Here is a 14,957-nt window from a genome sequence, read left to right as displayed (position 1 = left end):
GTCAATGACCTGCATCGGCGACGCGCACGGGCGCGGCGGCCAGATCGGGCTCGGCTGCGGACGGCGGCGCGAGCGATGCGTCGCGGGCGCGCGGCGACCGGTCGGCCAGCCCCGCGGCGGCGTCGGGCTTATCCAGCGCCTTGTCGGACGCCTTCGCAGAAACAGGATCGGACGACTTGTCCTGCGCCTGCTCGGGTTCCTGGACCTGCGTCTTGTCCAGTGCCTGCGCCTTGTCCGGGCCTTTTTCCGGCGCCTTGTCCGACAAGGGCTTGTCCGCTTTGTCCGCTGCCGAAGCGGGCTTGTCGGCCGGCTTTGCCGCGCGCGGCTCGGCCTTGTCGGCCGAGTGCTCGACATGCGCCGCGCGGATGACCGCGACGGGCGCAGCAGCGGGCGCACGAGCGGCCGCATCGTCAGCCTGCGCGGGCCCGTCGGACGAAGCGGCGCTCGCATGCGCACCGGACCTCGCTTCGACGGTTTTCATCTCGGCAGATTTCGACTCGGCAGGCACTTTCGCTTCGATGGAGCGCGCTTCGACGGCCTTCGGATCCTCCGGCTTCGACTCGGCCGCATTCACGTCGGCCGGTCTTGCGTCGCCCGGCTTCGCGTCGACGGCTTTCGGGTCCGCTCCCTTCGCTTCCTCGCTCGCCACGCGGTTCGCGCCGCGTTCCTTGCGATCCGGCGAACGCAAATCGAGCGCCTCCTGCACGCCCTTCACGCCCGGCACGATCTCCGGCTCCACATGCTTCGCGCCGCGCGCGCTCTTCGAGCGCTTCGGCTTTGCGGCGAGCATCGGCGCAGCTGCCAGCACCTCGTCGAGCGCCTTCTTCGCGGCGGCCTGCTCGGCCGCGCGGCGGCTCGCGCCGGAGCCGGACACCTTCACGTCCAGCTTCGGCACCGTGCATTCGACTTCGAATTGCTGATTGTGCGCCGCACCATGCGTCGCGACGACGGTATAGGTCGGCAGCGCGATCTTGTGGCCCTGCAAATACTCCTGCAGCAGCGTCTTCGCGTCCTTGCCGAGCGTGCGCGGATCGATATGGTCGAGAATCGGGATGTAGAGCCGCTTGATGACCCCTTGGGCGGCTTCGAAGCCGCCATCGAGGAACACCGCCCCGATGATGGCTTCGAATGCGTCCGCGAGGATCGACGGTCTTCGGAACCCGCCGCTGCGCAGTTCGCCCTCGCCGAGCCGCAAGCCGTCGGAGATATTGAGGGCCTGAGCAATTTCGTAGAGCGACTGCTGCTTGACGAGGTTCGCCCGCACGCGCGACAAGTCGCCCTCGTCCAACTTGCTGAAGCGCTGAAACAAAAGGGCAGCCACCGCGCAATTCAGAACGGAATCGCCGAGAAACTCGAGCCGTTCGTTATGCGTGGCGCTATGACTACGATGGGTCAAAGCCTGGCGCAATAATTCCGCATTGCGAAATTCGTAGCGCAGCCGGCTTTCCAACTGGGATAAGGGCATGGACAGGAGTATAACGCGGGCGCCGCTTCGGCCGGGAAACGCAGCCGGGCGCGAAAAGGCGTGACGAGGCGGTGTTGCCGCCGGCTCTTGAAGTCATTCGGCAACACGCCGCGCAGCCCGCGCGCGGCGTGTTGCAACGTTCGAAGCACGGCCTAGTTGAACGAGCCGATGCGTTTCAGTTCGCTGAAGTTCATCCAGATGAAGAACGCGCGACCGACGATGTTCTTGTCCGGCACGAAGCCCCAATAGCGGCTGTCGGCACTGTTGTCGCGGTTGTCACCCATCATGAAGTAGTGGCCGGGCGGCACCTTGCAGACGACGCCGCGGCTGTCGTACTGGCAGTTGTCGCGATACGGATAATCGTCCGCGCCCATCACGAACGGCGGCACCGCCGGATTGTTCAGGATCGCGTTCTTGCGCGCGCCGAGCGTTTCCTCGAACTGCTTCGCATAGTTCATCCGCTCTTCGTCGAAGTAGTCGGGCAGCTGCGCCTCGGGCACCGGCTGGCCGTTGATCGTCAGCTTCTTGTCCTGATACGCGACCGTGTCGCCCGGCAGGCCGATCACGCGCTTGATGTAATCGACCGATTCGTCCTTCGGATAGCGGAACACGACGACGTCGCCGCGCTGGAGCGGACGGCCTTCGGTGATCTTCTGATTCGTGATCGGCAGGCGCAGGCCGTAGTCGAACTTGTTGACGAGGATGAAATCGCCGACGAGGAGCGTCGGCACCATCGAGCCCGACGGAATCTTGAACGGCTCGACGATGAACGAGCGTACGACGAACACGACGAGGATCACCGGGAAGAAGCTCGCGGTGTATTCGAGCCACCATGGCTGGCGCAGTTTCTCTTCACGCAGACGCGCACGCGTCTGCGGCGCGTTCTCGTCGGCGAAGCGCTCGCCGATCCGCTCCTGCTGGCGCTCGAACTCGGCGACCGCCGCGTCCGCCGCCTTCTTCCGCTGCGGCAGGAAAAACAGCTTGTCCAACACCCACGCAATGCCCGTCAAAACGACGAGCACAAAAAGAATCAGCGCAAAATTCATAAAGGATCAGTCCTGTTATTTGTCTTCGACTCGCAAGATCGCCAGGAACGCCTCCTGCGGGATCTCGACCGAACCCACCTGCTTCATCCGTTTCTTACCTTCTTTCTGCTTTTCGAGCAGTTTCTTCTTGCGCGTGATGTCGCCGCCGTAGCACTTCGCGAGCACGTTCTTGCGCAGCGCCTTGATGTTCTCGCGCGCGATGATGTGCGCACCGATCGCTGCCTGGATCGCGACGTCGTACATCTGGCGCGGGATGATCTCGCGCATCTTCGCCGCGACCTCGCGGCCGCGATACTGCGACTGCGAGCGATGCACGATCACCGACAGCGCGTCGACCTTGTCGCCGTTGATCAGCATGTCGACCTTCACGACGTCGGACGCGCGGTATTCCTTGAACTCGTAGTCCATCGACGCATAGCCGCGCGACACCGACTTCAGGCGGTCGAAGAAATCGAGCACGATCTCGGCCATCGGGATCTCGTACGTGAGCTGCACTTGGCGGCCGTGATACTGCATGTTGATCTGCGAGCCGCGCTTTTGCGTGCACAGCGTGATCACCGAGCCGACGTAGTCCTGCGGCATGTAGAGATTCACGGTGACGATCGGCTCGCGGATTTCCATGATCCTCGCGGGCTCCGGCATCTTCGCCGGGTTTTCTACCATGATCGTCGAGCCGTCGCTTTGCACGACCTCGTAGACGACCGTCGGCGCGGTCGTGATGAGATCCATGTCGAACTCGCGCTCGAGCCGCTCCTGCACGATTTCCATGTGCAAGAGGCCGAGGAAGCCGCAGCGAAAGCCGAAGCCGAGCGCCTGCGACACTTCCGGCTCGTACTGCAGCGACGCGTCGTTGAGCTTCAGCTTCTCGAGCGACTCGCGCAGCGCGTCGTACTGGTTCGCCTCGACGGGATACAAGCCCGCGAACACCTGCGGCTTCACCTCCTTGAAGCCCGGCAGCGGTTCCGGAGCCGGCTTGTTCGCAAGCGTGACGGTGTCGCCCACCTTTGCGGCCGTCAGCTCCTTGATGCCGGCGATGATGAAGCCCACCTGCCCCGCTGACAGCGAGTCGAGATCGCGCGATTTCGGCGTGAACACGCCGACGTGCTCGACGGGATACTGCGCGCCCGTCGCCATCATCTTGATCTTGTCCTTCGGACGCAGCGTGCCGTTGACGATCCGCACGAGCATCACGACGCCGACGTAGTTGTCGAACCACGAATCGATGACGAGCGCCTGCAGCGGCGCGTCGGCGTCGCCTTTCGGCGGCGGCACCTTCGCGATCAGCGACTCGAGCACGTCCTCGACACCCAGGCCCGTCTTCGCGCTGCAGCGCACCGCGTCGGTCGCGTCGATGCCGATCACGTCCTCGATCTCCCCGATCGCACTCTCCGGGTTCGCGGCGGGCAGGTCGATCTTGTTGAGCACGGGCACCACTTCGACGCCGAGCTCGATCGCCGTGTAGCAGTTCGCGACCGTCTGCGCCTCGACGCCCTGGCTCGCGTCGACGACAAGAAGCGCGCCCTCGCACGCGGACAGCGAGCGGCTCACCTCGTACGAGAAGTCGACGTGCCCCGGCGTGTCGATGAGGTTCAGATTGTAGACCTTGCCGTCGCGCGCGCGATACGTGAGCGCGGCGGTCTGCGCCTTGATCGTGATGCCGCGCTCGCGCTCGAGATCCATCGAGTCGAGCACCTGCGCTTCCATCTCGCGGTCGGACAAGCCGCCGCAAAGCTGGATGATGCGATCCGCGAGCGTCGACTTGCCGTGGTCGATGTGCGCGATGATCGAGAAATTGCGAATATGATCCATTCAGTGCCGATCAAGCGAAAAAGGCGCGCTCGACGACTGCGGAGCACGCCTTGTAAGTCGGTGAAAAAACGGCCTATTTTAGCCGAAAAGCCCCGTCAGGGGCGGCATTTTGGACGCTCGGGCGTGCCGTGGCCCACCCGGCGCGGCTCGGCCGCTCAACGGCCGTGGGAAGCCACAGGCTTGCGCCGGTGCGAGCGGCGCGCCGTTTTTCGTTCAGCGCCCACGCCACGCGAGCGCCGCCCTGACCCGAGCATCGTCGAAGCGATGCCGGCACACCTCGACGCCGTCGAGCAGCAGCACCGGCACGTCCTCGTCATAGCGCGCGACGAGCGCCGGATCCGCGTCGATGTCGACGTAGTCGACGCCTGCCGAGCATTCGGCCGCGACGGGCGCGAGCGCGTCGCGCATGTCGTCGCACAAATGGCACCAGCCGCGGCCGTACAGCGTGAAGCGCGCGGTGGAGCTCACTTCTGGCGCGGCCGGATCGGGATGAACTGCGTGTTGTCGCCGCGCCGCACGAGCACCGCGACCGCGCGCTGCGGATCGAGCTTCGACGTCACGTCGACGAACTGCTTCGCGCTCGTGATATCGACGTCGCCTACGCGCAGCACGATGTCGCCGCGCTGCAGGCCCGCGCGTGCGGCCGGGCCGTCGACCGCATCGATCTGCACGCCGTTGCGCAGCTTGAGCGTCTTCAACTGGTCGGGCAACAGGTCGCTGACCGTCAGGCCGAGTGCGTTGCTGCGCGGCTTCTGCTGCGGTGCCTGGCGGCTGTCGGTCTTCGCGGCCTTGTCAGTCGGGAATTCGGCGATTGTGATCGGCAGATCGCGCGACTGCCCCTTTCGCCATACCGTCACCGTCGCCTTCGCACCCGGCTTTGTGTCGCCGACCATCCGCGGCAGATCCGACGCCGTTTCGACCGGACGGCCGTTGAACTTCAGGATGATGTCGCCCGGCTGCAGGCCCGCGCGATCCGCGGGACCGCCCGGCTCGACGCTGCTCACCAGCGCGCCCTCCGCCTTCGGCAAGCCGATCGAGTCGGCGACCTCCTTCGTCACCTCGCCGATCGCGACCGCGATCCGGCCGCGCGTCACCTTGCCCGACGCCTTCAACTGGTCGGCGACGCGCATCGCCTCGTCGATCGGAATCGCGAACGAGATGCCCATGAAGCCGCCCGTGCGGCTGTAGATCTGCGAGTTGATGCCGATCACCTCGCCCTGCATGTTGATAAGCGGGCCGCCCGAATTGCCGGGGTTGACGGCGACGTCGGTCTGGATGAACGGCAGGTAATCACCGGTGTTGCGGCCCTTCGCGCTGACGATGCCGGCCGTCACCGTGTTGTCGAGGCCGAACGGCGAACCGATCGCGACGACCCATTCGCCGACGCGCACCTTGTTCGAATCGCCGATCGCGACGGTCGGCAGGTTCGACGCACTGATCTTCACGATCGCGACGTCCGTGCGCTCGTCGACACCGATCAGCTTCGCCTTGAACTCGCGCTTGTCGGTGAGCGTCACGTAGATCGTGTCCGCGTCGTCGACAACGTGCGCATTCGTCATCACGTAGCCGTCGGCCGACAGGATGAAGCCAGAGCCGACGCCTCGGTTCTGCTCCGTGTCGGGCGCATCGGGCGTGCTCGGCGCGTTCTTCTGCCCGCCGGGCGGCTGCGGCAGCGGGATGCCGAAGAAGCGGCGAAAGAATTCCGACATGTCACCGTTGTCGAGGCCGGGCGGCAGCGCGCCGCGCGTATCGGCCGGCACGTTCGCCGTGGTCCGGATGTTGACGACCGCCGGGCCGACTTTCTCGACGAGGTCCGCGAAATCGGGCAACCCCGCGCGCGGCGCGGGCGCGGCGCCCGTTGCGGCGGGCGCGGTCGTAGCATTCGGAGCCGCCGTCGCCGATTGCGCGGCAAACGGCGCAGAGGCCGCCACCGCTGCGGCGACGAGCCAGGTGCGCAGCGAGAGTTTCATCATGTCGGAAGCCGAAGGGTTACTTGGAAGCCTTGTATTCTATGGCAGATGCGAACTGCTGCAACGTCGCGGGCGGCGCCTCGCCAAGAACGGTGATCCAGAAATCGCCGCGGCGCTTGACGAGCACGTGCGTCGCGCCCGTGCTGCCCGCCCCTTCCTTGCGGCTGTTCTTTTCGGCGGGCTCGATGAAGACCGAAATCGTCGCGAGACCGTCGGTGAAGACGGCCTGATCGACGGGAATCGGCGGATCACTCGCGTCGCGCGCGGCCATCGGGCGGCGCACCTCGCGGATCTTTCGGAAGCCCGCGACGGTCGGCGCGATCTGCCAGCCCTGCGCCTCGATGTCGATCGGCGCGACGGGCGGCCGAACGACGGTCCAGCCGCCGAGATTGCGCATGCCGGCCGCGATCGCAGTCTTCTGGCTCGGCGCCGCGGCGCCGAGCTGCAATTGCGAAAATGCGATCTGCTCGAGCACGTGATCGTCGGCGTCGAGCGTCTGCGAACGCAGCAGAAGCCCCGTCTTCGCGTCGGTCCACAGCTTGTACGCGAAGCGGTACGCATCCTTCGGCACGAGCTCGACGACCTGCGCGTCGAGGCCCGCGACGCGGTCGCGGCCGAGCGACTTCGGCTCGTAGACCGACAGGACCTGCTCGCCGCTCGCGCCAAGCAGCGCGGGGAACGAATCCTTGTTCTGGCGGCGCTCGACGACGCAAAGCCGCCGCTCGGGCACGAACGTATAGAGATCGTCGTTGTGGCGCAGCAGCGTGCGCGGCTTGCCGTCGAGGCTTTCGACCCGCTCGTATTCGCCGTCGCCCTTCGACGCAAGATGGACGATTCGCGACGATTGCACGTACGCGCCGCGCTGATAGACGAACGTCCCTTCGTAGTTCTGCTGCTGCGCGGCCTGCTGGATGCGATCGAGCCACTCGGCGGCGGAGCGCGGGGTGGCCACGGGGTCGTCGGGCTGCTGCGCGAAGGCGGCGGATTGGACGGACAACAGCGCTGCCGCGCACAGCAAAAGCGCCGGCAGCCGTCTCCATCCGAGGATGGCTTGATTCAACTGCAACGTCCGCATCGAGTTTATTGGCCTTGCGTGGTGACGGCTGTGCGAATGACCGGCATCGAACCCGTCACGACGGGCTGCTGCGCGAACTGTTGATGCGCTTCGAGATATTGATCGAGGCTCGCGTCGCGAATGATGTTTGCGTCCTGCAGCGCGGGCTGCGCGCTCGGCTGGGCGGCCGTCACGCGTTGCAGCGCGCCTTGCTGCGCGGGGCTCACCGACGCGACCTGGACGCCGCCCGGCGCGCCGACGCCCTGCATCTGCGGCACGACGATCCAAGTCAGTGTCGCCGCGGCGGCCGCGACCGCGAACGCGGGCACGGCTCGGCGGCGCAGCGCCAGCAGCCGGCGCGCGACAGGCGCGGCGGCGGGCGCGAGCAGATGCGGCTCGGCCGCGAGGCTCGCCGAGAGGCGGGCCATGAACGCGCCGCTCTCGGCGGGCTCGAACGCGAGTTCGTCGGATCGCAGCGCATCGCCGATCACGTGATAATGCGCCCACGTCGCGCGCTCGGCGTCGCCCAGCCCCGCGAGAATCTGTTTCAGCGAAAGGCCTTCAGGCGCTTCGCCGTCGACCAGAGCGGACACGCGCTCGCGTTGCGAGCACGCCTGCGACTGCGTAGAGACCGACCCCATGATGCTCCCCATCTTGCACACACCCCGTCGTGATACACGACTCCGTAACTAGACCCCAACCCGCTCCGACCCGCCGCGAGCGCTTACCAGCGCTTACCCTCCGGCGTATCGAGCAGCGGCCGCAATTTTGCCGCGATCGCCTCGCGGGCACGAAAGATTCGCGAGCGGACGGTGCCGATCGGGCATCCCATCATCTCCGCGATCTCCTCGTAGCTCAAACCTTCGATCTCGCGCAGCGTGATGGCCGTTCGCAGTTCCTCCGGCAGCAACGCCATCGCGGCGTTGACCGTTTGGGCGATCTGCTTGCTCATCAACATCGATTCCGGCGTGTTGATATCCCTTAGTTGGTCGGCGTCGGAGAAAGTTTCAGCCTCTTCGGCATCCGCGTCGGTGGACGTGGGCGCCCGGCGGCCCTGGGTCGCAAGGTAGTTCTTCGCCGTATTGACGGCAATCCGGTACAACCACGTGTAGAACGCCGACTCGCCGCGAAACTGCGGCAACGCGCGATACGCCTTGATGAACGCGTCCTGGGCCACGTCCTCGACCTCCGCGGGATCTCGCACGAGACGCGAGATCAGCCTGATGATCTTGCGGTGGTATTTGGCGACCAGGAGTTCGAACGCCGCCTTGTCGCCATTCTGTACGCGTTCGACCAGTACCTGATCGATTTCTTTTTCACTCACCTGACAAATCCGTAAACGAGGGAAGCAACGCGGAGCGTTATTGTAACGTTCCCGCTCGAGCCGCTCATGAGCGTTTGCGATCGGAAACGGTCATGCCGCCGCGAGCGTCCCGCGCGCGGCGCGCCGGCCCAGCGCACAGAGCGCGCGGAACACGGGCGCGTCGACCGCGTCCGCTAGGATCACGAGCGATGTCGCGCGCCGGCTGCGGCCTTGCACCGTCAGCACGACGAGCAGATCGCTCCATTGCGTGCAGCCGGCGATCTGGCCGTGCGCGAGCAGCCGCCCGTCGCGACCGAACGCGGCAAGCATGCCCGCACCGACGTCGATCCGCAGCGCCGCTGGCTGGCACCGTCCGCAAGCGGCCCGTGCACGCAGCGCGACGAGCGCGGCGACCAGCACGGCAAGCACCGCCGCCCCGCCACCGCCGACGAGCGCCTCGGCGCCGGCGTGGACCGCCGCGCCGACGGCGGGCACGAACAGCGTGCACGCGACGCGCAGCCACACCGACGCGCGCAGCACGACGTGCTGCGCGCCTGCCGATGCGGCTTGGAACGGCTCCGTCAAGCGACCCCGCGTCAGACGCGCTTGAAGACCAGCGTGCCGTTAGTCCCGCCGAAGCCGAAGGAGTTCTTCAGCGCGACGTCGATCTTCATTTCGCGCGCTTCGTTCGCGCAATAGTCGAGATCGCACTCGGGGTCCTGGTTGAAGATGTTCATCGTCGGCGGCGACACCTGGTTATGGACGGCGAGCGCCGTGAACACCGATTCCAGCCCGCCCGAACCGCCGAGCAGGTGGCCCGTCATCGACTTGGTCGAGTTGACGACGATGCGCTTCGCGTGATCACCGAACGCACGCTTGATCGCGACGGTTTCGGCAACGTCGCCGAGCGGCGTTGACGTGCCGTGCGCGTTCAGATAGCTCACCTGCCCGGCGCCGATGCCGGCGTTGCGCAGCGCGGCCAGCATGCAGCGGCGGGCGCCGTCGCCGTCTTCGAGCGGTGCGGTCATGTGATGGGCGTCGCCGCTCATCCCGTAGCCCGCGACCTCGGCGTAAATCTTCGCGCCGCGCGCCTTCGCGTGCTCATACTCCTCGAGCACCATAACGCCTGCACCTTCGCCTAGCACGAAGCCGTCGCGGTCCTTGTCCCACGGGCGGCTCGCCGTCTCCGGATCGTCGTTGCGCTGTGACAGCGCCCGCGCGGCCGCGAAGCCGCCGATGCCGAGCGGCGACACGGTCGCTTCCGCACCGCCCGCGATCATCACGTCGGCGTCGCCGTACTCGATGAGGCGCGCCGCCTCGCCGATGCAGTGCAGACCGGTCGTGCACGCGGTGACGATCGCGAGATTCGGTCCCTTGATGCCGAACTTGATCGACAGGTGACCCGAGATCATGTTGATGATCGACGCCGGCACAAAGAACGGCGAGATCCGGCGCGGGCCGCGGTTGAGCAGCTCGGTCTGCGTGACTTCGATCATCGGCAGCCCGCCGATGCCCGAGCCGACGACGACGCCGACGCGCTCCGCGTTCTCGTCGGTGACCTCGAAGCCGCTGTCCTGCATTGCCTGCATGCCGGCCGCGATCCCGTAATGGATGAACGTATCCATGTGGCGCGCTTCCTTCGCCGGGATGTAGTCCTCGACGTTGAAGCCCTTCACCTCGCCTGCGAAGCGGGTCGAGAAGTTCGTCGCGTCGAACTTCGTGATATTGACGATGCCGGACTTGCCGGCCACGAGATTGGCCCAGCCGTCGGCAACATTATTGCCAACAGGCGAAATCAGCCCAAGGCCTGTAACAACAACACGACGGCGGCTCACGGTAACCTCTTTTCCATTGAATGACAAAAACAAAAGCCACAGCGGCCACAGGAACCACCCCTGCGAGCCCTGTGGCTGTTAGCTCGGCCGGCAAGGACGCCGACGCGATCGCGCATCCAGCGCAGCGTGTGCAAAAACTTGCAGGCGACGCGCGTGTTACGCCTTGACGTTCGCGCGAGCGTAGTCGATTGCTTGCTGAACGGTCGTGATCTTCTCGGCTTCTTCATCCGGGATTTCCATGCCGAACTCGTCTTCGAGCGCCATCACCAGCTCGACCGTGTCGAGCGAATCTGCGCCGAGGTCGTTCACGAACGACGCTTCGTTCTTGATTTCAGCTTCGGCGACGCCCAGTTGTTCGGCGACGATCTTCTTGACGCGTTGTTCGATGTTGTCCATTACCCCTCCGAGGGAAAGTTCAGATTTACAAGTGCGCGCATTTTAACAGGTTTGATGCTGCCCAAAATGCGCGCCGGCTTTGCCGCCAAACAAGCGCCCGATGCGCTGTTACGCATGCACGGCGCGGATGGTAAACGAATTCCGTTACGACATGTACATGCCGCCGTTCACGTGCAGCGTCGTACCCGTGATGTAGCCGGCCTGCGGCGACGCGAGGAACGCGACCGCGTGTGCAATGTCCTCCGGGCTGCCGAGGCGGCCGAGCGGGATCTGCGTCTTCAGCGCGGTCTGCTGCTCTTCCGGCAGCACCTTCGTCATGTCGGTGTCGATGAAGCCCGGCGCGACGCAGTTCACGGTGACGCCACGACTGCCGATCTCGCGCGCGAGCGCACGCGTCATCCCCGCCACGCCCGCCTTCGCCGCCGCGTAGTTGATCTGCCCCGGATTGCCCGCGGAGCCGACCACCGACGTGATGTTGACGATGCGTCCGCCGCGCGCCTTCATCATCGGGCGCAGCACCGCACGCGACAGACGGAACACCGCCTTCAGGTTCGTGTCGATCACGGCATCCCACTCGTCGTCCTTCATCCGCATCGCGAGCTGATCCTGCGTGATGCCGGCGTTGTTGACGAGCACGTTCAGCGCACCGAACTCCTTGAGCGTCGATTCGACGAGCGTGTCCACCGCCGACGCGTCGTTGACGTTCAGCACGGCGCCGCGGCCTTCGAGCCCGGCTTCCTTGAATGCGGCGGAGATGCCCTCGGCACCGGCTTCGGTCGTCGCGGTGCCGATCACCGTCGCGCCGCGACGTGCGAGCTCGAGCGCGATCGCGCGACCGATCCCGCGCGACGCGCCGGTGACGATCGCGACTTGTTTGTCGAGAGTCTTGTCCATGCAGTGGTTCCGTGTTTCAGGTGAATCGGCAAGCTTGCGCGCTTGACTTGAATTCAAGCGGCGACGAGCTTGAGCGCTTCGTCGAGCGACGCCGGATCGAACACCGACGCGCCGACCAGATTGGCGTCGATACGCTTCGTGAGGCCGGCCAGCACCTTGCCCGGACCGCACTCGATCACGTGCGTCACGCCCTGCCCGGCGATGTGCTGCACGCATTCGACCCAGCGCACGGGACCCGCCGCCTGGCGCACGAGCGCATCCTTGATCGCCGCGGGATCGGACGCCACCGCGACGTCGATATTGTTGACGACGGGAATCTGCGGCGCCTTCACGTCGACGTTCGCGAGGTATTCGCGCAGTTTGTCGGACGCGGGCTTCAGCAGCGACGAATGGAACGGCGCCGACACCTGCAGCGGCAGCGCGCGCTTCGCGCCCTTCGCCTTCGCGATCTCGCAGGCTTTCTCGATGCCCACCTTCGTCCCGGCGATCACGACCTGCGCGGGCGCATTGAAATTCACCGCTTCGACGACGCCGGCCGCCGACGCCTCGGCGCACACCGCGCGCACCGTGTCGTCGTCCAAGCCGAGAATCGCCGCCATACCGCCCTCACCCACGGGCACGGCCGTCTGCATCGCCTGCGCGCGGAAGCGCACGAGCGGCAGCGCATCGCGGAACGCGATCGCGCCGGCGGCGACGAGCGCCGTGTATTCGCCGAGGCTGTGGCCGGCGACGATCGACGGCCGCTCGCCGCCTGCATGCTGCCACGCGCGGTAGCACGCATACGCGGCCGTCAGCATCACGGGTTGCGTATTCGTCGTCAGATTGAGTTCGTCAGCCGGGCCGTCGGCGATCAGCCTGCCGATGTCCTGACCCAGCGCGTCGGACGCTTCGTCGAGCGTCTCGCGCACGACGGCGACGTCGGCGAATGCATTGAGCATGCCGACCGATTGCGAGCCCTGGCCCGGAAAAACGAATGCAAATTTCATATCGTCCCCAATTGAATCGATTCGAGCGGCGCGCACGGACCGTGCGCGCCGATGGGATGCGGAGAAGAGCCGATCAGAAGCGGAAGACCGAGGCGCCCCACGTGAAGCCGCCACCGACGCCTTCGATCAGCACGTGCTGGCCGCGCCTGATGCGGCCGTCGCGCACCGCGACGTCGAGTGCGAGCGGGATCGACGCGGCGGACGTGTTGCCGTGCTCGTCGACGGTGACGATCATGCGCTCCTGCGGCAGGCCGAGCTTGCGGCACGTGCTTGTCATGATACGGATATTGGCCTGGTGCGGAATCAGCCAATCGACCTGTTCCGGCGCAAGATCGGCCTTCGACAGCGCTTCGACCGCGACCTTCTCGAGCACGTTCACGGCGAGCTTGAAGACGGCCTGGCCGTCCATGTGCAGGAACGCGCTGCCCGCGACGACGCCGCGGTTCACGTTGCCCGGCGTGCAGAGAATATTCGAGTAGCTGCCGTCCGCGTGCAGCGCGCTGCCGAGGATGCCCGGCGCTTCGGACGCCGACAGCACGACGGCGCCCGCGCCGTCGCCGAACAGCACGCAGGTCGTGCGGTCCTTGAAATCGAGGATGCGCGAGAACGTCTCCGCGCCGACGACGAGCGCCGTGCGGTGCTGGCCGGCCCGAATGAGCGTGTCGGCAATGGTGAGCGCGTACGCGAAGCCGGCGCACACCGCCTGCACGTCGAACGCGGCGCCGTTGTTCTTGATGCCGAGCTTGTTCTGCAGCAGGCAGGCCGTGCTCGGGAACACAAAATCGGGGGTCGACGTCGCGACGATGATGAGGTCGATCGACTGAGGATCGACGTCGGCCGCTTCGATCGCGCGCTGCGCCGCGACGAGCGCGAGATCGCTCGTCGTGACGTCGGGCGCGGCGAAGTGCCGCGCGTGAATGCCCGTACGCGCGACGATCCACTCGTCGCTCGTCTCGATGCCGTCCTTCGCGAGCCGGTCGGCAAGGTCTTGATTCGTGACGCGGTCGGGCGGCAGGTAGCTACCCGTGCCGAGCACGCGGGAATAGAGGGTCGATTGGGCCATTATGTCTTCGAGGAAAGCGCGGCGGAGGGCTCGGCTGGCTGGCCTGCGGACGGGCTCGCCTGCCCCGCCCCGTCCGCGTCGCGCCCGCTTTCGCCGAGCGGCGCGGCGTTCTCCGCCATCGCTCGCGAAAGGCGCTCCAGCACACCATTTTTGACGGCATCATACCCGCGTTTGATCGCCCACTCAAACGCGTACGCGTCCGCGGAGCCATGGCTCTTGATGACGAGGCTGCGCAGCCCGAGCAGCGCCGCGCCGTTGTACTGGCGATGATCGACGCGCTTCTTGAAGCGCAGCAGCACGGGCAGCGCGAGGAGCGCCATCAGCTTCGACAGCAGCGAGCGGCTGAACTCTTCCTTGATGATGTCCGCGAGCATCTGCGCGAGGCCCTCGGACGTCTTCAATGCAACGTTGCCAACGAAGCCATCGCAGACGATCACGTCGACGGTGCCCTTGTAGATGTCGTTGCCTTCGACGTTGCCGCGGAAATTCAACGTGCTCGCACGCAATAGCTCGCCCGCGCGCCTGATTGTTTCGTTCCCCTTGATGATCTCCTCGCCGATGTTGAGAAGACCGATCGTCGGCCGCTCCTTGCCCTCGAGCGCCGCGACGAGCGCGTGCCCCATTTCGGCGAACTGCAGCAGATGCTGCGGCTCGCAGTCGACGTTCGCGCCGAGGTCGAGCATCATCGTGTAGCCCGTCGGATTCGGCAGCGCGAACGCGATCGCGGGCCGCTCGATGCCGGGCAGCGTCTTCAGCACGTAGCGCGACACCGCCATCAGCGCGCCGGTGTTGCCGGCGGAGATGCACGCCTGCGCCTCGCCTTCCTTCACGTGATTGAGGGCGACGCGCATTGAAGAGTCCTTCTTCTTGCGCAGCGCCACTTCGACGGGGTCGTCCATCGCGACCACTTCGGTGGCCGGCACGACGGACAGCGCAGGCTCGTCGAGCGCCTTGCACTTCTTGAGCTGCGCACGGATCGCGCTTTCGATGCCGACGAGCATCAATTGCGCGTCGGGATGCGAGCGAACGAACTTGACTGCCGCGGGAACGGTCACGGACGGGCCGTGGTCGCCTCCCATGCAATCGATTGTGAGCTTTACAGTCATGGAATGCGACGAATTTCAGGCACAAAAAAG

At 65.9% G+C, this 14,957-nt stretch carries 15 protein-coding genes; all 15 read right to left on the bottom strand.

From position 1 onward, the window contains the following. Position 1: 1 nt before the first annotated feature. The gene (gene rnc / locus WS69_RS00645; protein ID WP_059468916.1) at positions 2-1,465 is read right to left on the bottom strand and encodes a ribonuclease III; all 1,464 of its coding nucleotides are present in this window, start codon (positions 1,463-1,465) and stop codon (positions 2-4) included. A 152-nt stretch (positions 1,466-1,617) separates the two neighbouring features. Beyond that, positions 1,618-2,511: a signal peptidase I gene (gene lepB / locus WS69_RS00640; RefSeq protein WP_059468915.1), complete on the bottom strand. Its 894-nt coding sequence runs from the start codon at positions 2,509-2,511 to the stop codon at positions 1,618-1,620. Positions 2,512-2,526: 15 nt separating this feature from the next. Continuing rightward, the gene (lepA, locus tag WS69_RS00635; RefSeq protein ID WP_059468914.1) at positions 2,527-4,320 is read right to left on the bottom strand and encodes a translation elongation factor 4; all 1,794 of its coding nucleotides are present in this window, start codon (positions 4,318-4,320) and stop codon (positions 2,527-2,529) included. A gap of 213 nt (positions 4,321-4,533) precedes the next feature. Further along, complete coding sequence (locus tag WS69_RS00630) at positions 4,534-4,788, bottom strand: glutaredoxin family protein (protein ID WP_082715849.1); 255 nt, start codon at positions 4,786-4,788, stop codon at positions 4,534-4,536. Beyond that, positions 4,785-6,293 carry a DegQ family serine endoprotease gene (locus WS69_RS00625; RefSeq protein WP_059468913.1) on the bottom strand — a complete coding sequence of 503 codons (1,509 nt, stop codon included), beginning with the start codon at positions 6,291-6,293 and terminating at the stop codon, positions 4,785-4,787. The genes WS69_RS00630 and WS69_RS00625 overlap by 4 nt, the downstream gene beginning before the upstream one ends. Positions 6,294-6,309: 16 nt before the next feature. Continuing rightward, positions 6,310-7,365 carry a MucB/RseB C-terminal domain-containing protein gene (locus WS69_RS00620; RefSeq protein WP_059468912.1) on the bottom strand — a complete coding sequence of 352 codons (1,056 nt, stop codon included), beginning with the start codon at positions 7,363-7,365 and terminating at the stop codon, positions 6,310-6,312. Positions 7,366-7,370: 5 nt separating this feature from the next. Then, entirely contained in the window at positions 7,371-7,985 is a 615-nt protein-coding gene (locus WS69_RS00615; RefSeq protein WP_059468911.1) for a sigma-E factor negative regulatory protein, read from the bottom strand. An 83-nt stretch (positions 7,986-8,068) separates the two neighbouring features. After that, positions 8,069-8,668, bottom strand: a complete 600-nt coding sequence (gene rpoE / locus WS69_RS00610; RefSeq protein WP_059468910.1) for an RNA polymerase sigma factor RpoE — start codon at positions 8,666-8,668, stop codon at positions 8,069-8,071. A 90-nt stretch (positions 8,669-8,758) separates the two neighbouring features. Beyond that, positions 8,759-9,232 carry a hypothetical protein gene (locus tag WS69_RS00605; RefSeq protein ID WP_059468909.1) on the bottom strand — a complete coding sequence of 158 codons (474 nt, stop codon included), beginning with the start codon at positions 9,230-9,232 and terminating at the stop codon, positions 8,759-8,761. Positions 9,233-9,243: 11 nt separating this feature from the next. Then, positions 9,244-10,482, bottom strand: coding sequence for a beta-ketoacyl-ACP synthase II (fabF, locus tag WS69_RS00600; RefSeq protein ID WP_059468908.1), 1,239 nt, complete (start codon positions 10,480-10,482; stop codon positions 9,244-9,246). Positions 10,483-10,638: 156 nt separating this feature from the next. Next, entirely contained in the window at positions 10,639-10,878 is a 240-nt protein-coding gene (gene acpP / locus WS69_RS00595) for an acyl carrier protein (RefSeq protein ID WP_004197638.1), read from the bottom strand. 144 nt (positions 10,879-11,022) lie between these two features. Beyond that, positions 11,023-11,772, bottom strand: coding sequence for a 3-oxoacyl-ACP reductase FabG (gene fabG / locus WS69_RS00590; protein ID WP_059468907.1), 750 nt, complete (start codon positions 11,770-11,772; stop codon positions 11,023-11,025). Positions 11,773-11,825: 53 nt separating this feature from the next. Beyond that, on the bottom strand, positions 11,826-12,758 hold the full coding sequence (gene fabD / locus WS69_RS00585) for an ACP S-malonyltransferase (RefSeq protein WP_059468906.1): 933 nt from the start codon (positions 12,756-12,758) through the stop codon (positions 11,826-11,828). A 73-nt stretch (positions 12,759-12,831) separates the two neighbouring features. Further along, a complete protein-coding gene (locus WS69_RS00580; protein ID WP_059468905.1) occupies positions 12,832-13,821 on the bottom strand; it encodes a beta-ketoacyl-ACP synthase III in 990 nt (329 codons plus the stop codon). Further along, the gene (gene plsX, locus WS69_RS00575; RefSeq protein ID WP_059468904.1) at positions 13,821-14,927 is read right to left on the bottom strand and encodes a phosphate acyltransferase PlsX; all 1,107 of its coding nucleotides are present in this window, start codon (positions 14,925-14,927) and stop codon (positions 13,821-13,823) included. The genes WS69_RS00580 and plsX overlap by 1 nt, the downstream gene beginning before the upstream one ends. Positions 14,928-14,957 lie beyond the last annotated feature (30 nt).

The organism is Burkholderia sp. BDU5 (assembly GCF_001522845.1).
Classification (GTDB): domain Bacteria; phylum Pseudomonadota; class Gammaproteobacteria; order Burkholderiales; family Burkholderiaceae; genus Burkholderia; species Burkholderia mayonis.
Note: the sequence above shows the minus strand (reverse complement) of the source record. Positions and strands in the feature narration are given on the sequence as shown.

Excerpts from the sequence above, each read along its gene's own strand:
- WS69_RS00620 (WP_059468912.1), bottom strand. The coding sequence starts at position 7,365 with ATGCGGACGTTGCAGTTGAATCAAGCCATCCTCGGATGGAGACGGCTG.
- plsX (WP_059468904.1), bottom strand. The coding sequence starts at position 14,927 with ATGACTGTAAAGCTCACAATCGATTGCATGGGAGGCGACCACGGCCCG.
- fabG (WP_059468907.1), bottom strand. The coding sequence starts at position 11,772 with ATGGACAAGACTCTCGACAAACAAGTCGCGATCGTCACCGGCGCGTCG.
- rnc (WP_059468916.1), bottom strand. The coding sequence starts at position 1,465 with ATGCCCTTATCCCAGTTGGAAAGCCGGCTGCGCTACGAATTTCGCAAT.
- lepA (WP_059468914.1), bottom strand. The coding sequence starts at position 4,320 with ATGGATCATATTCGCAATTTCTCGATCATCGCGCACATCGACCACGGC.
- WS69_RS00580 (WP_059468905.1), bottom strand. The coding sequence starts at position 13,821 with ATGGCCCAATCGACCCTCTATTCCCGCGTGCTCGGCACGGGTAGCTAC.
- WS69_RS00615 (WP_059468911.1), bottom strand. The coding sequence starts at position 7,985 with ATGGGGTCGGTCTCTACGCAGTCGCAGGCGTGCTCGCAACGCGAGCGC.
- lepB (WP_059468915.1), bottom strand. The coding sequence starts at position 2,511 with ATGAATTTTGCGCTGATTCTTTTTGTGCTCGTCGTTTTGACGGGCATT.
- fabD (WP_059468906.1), bottom strand. The coding sequence starts at position 12,758 with ATGAAATTTGCATTCGTTTTTCCGGGCCAGGGCTCGCAATCGGTCGGC.
- acpP (WP_004197638.1), bottom strand. The coding sequence starts at position 10,878 with ATGGACAACATCGAACAACGCGTCAAGAAGATCGTCGCCGAACAACTG.
- WS69_RS00625 (WP_059468913.1), bottom strand. The coding sequence starts at position 6,293 with ATGATGAAACTCTCGCTGCGCACCTGGCTCGTCGCCGCAGCGGTGGCG.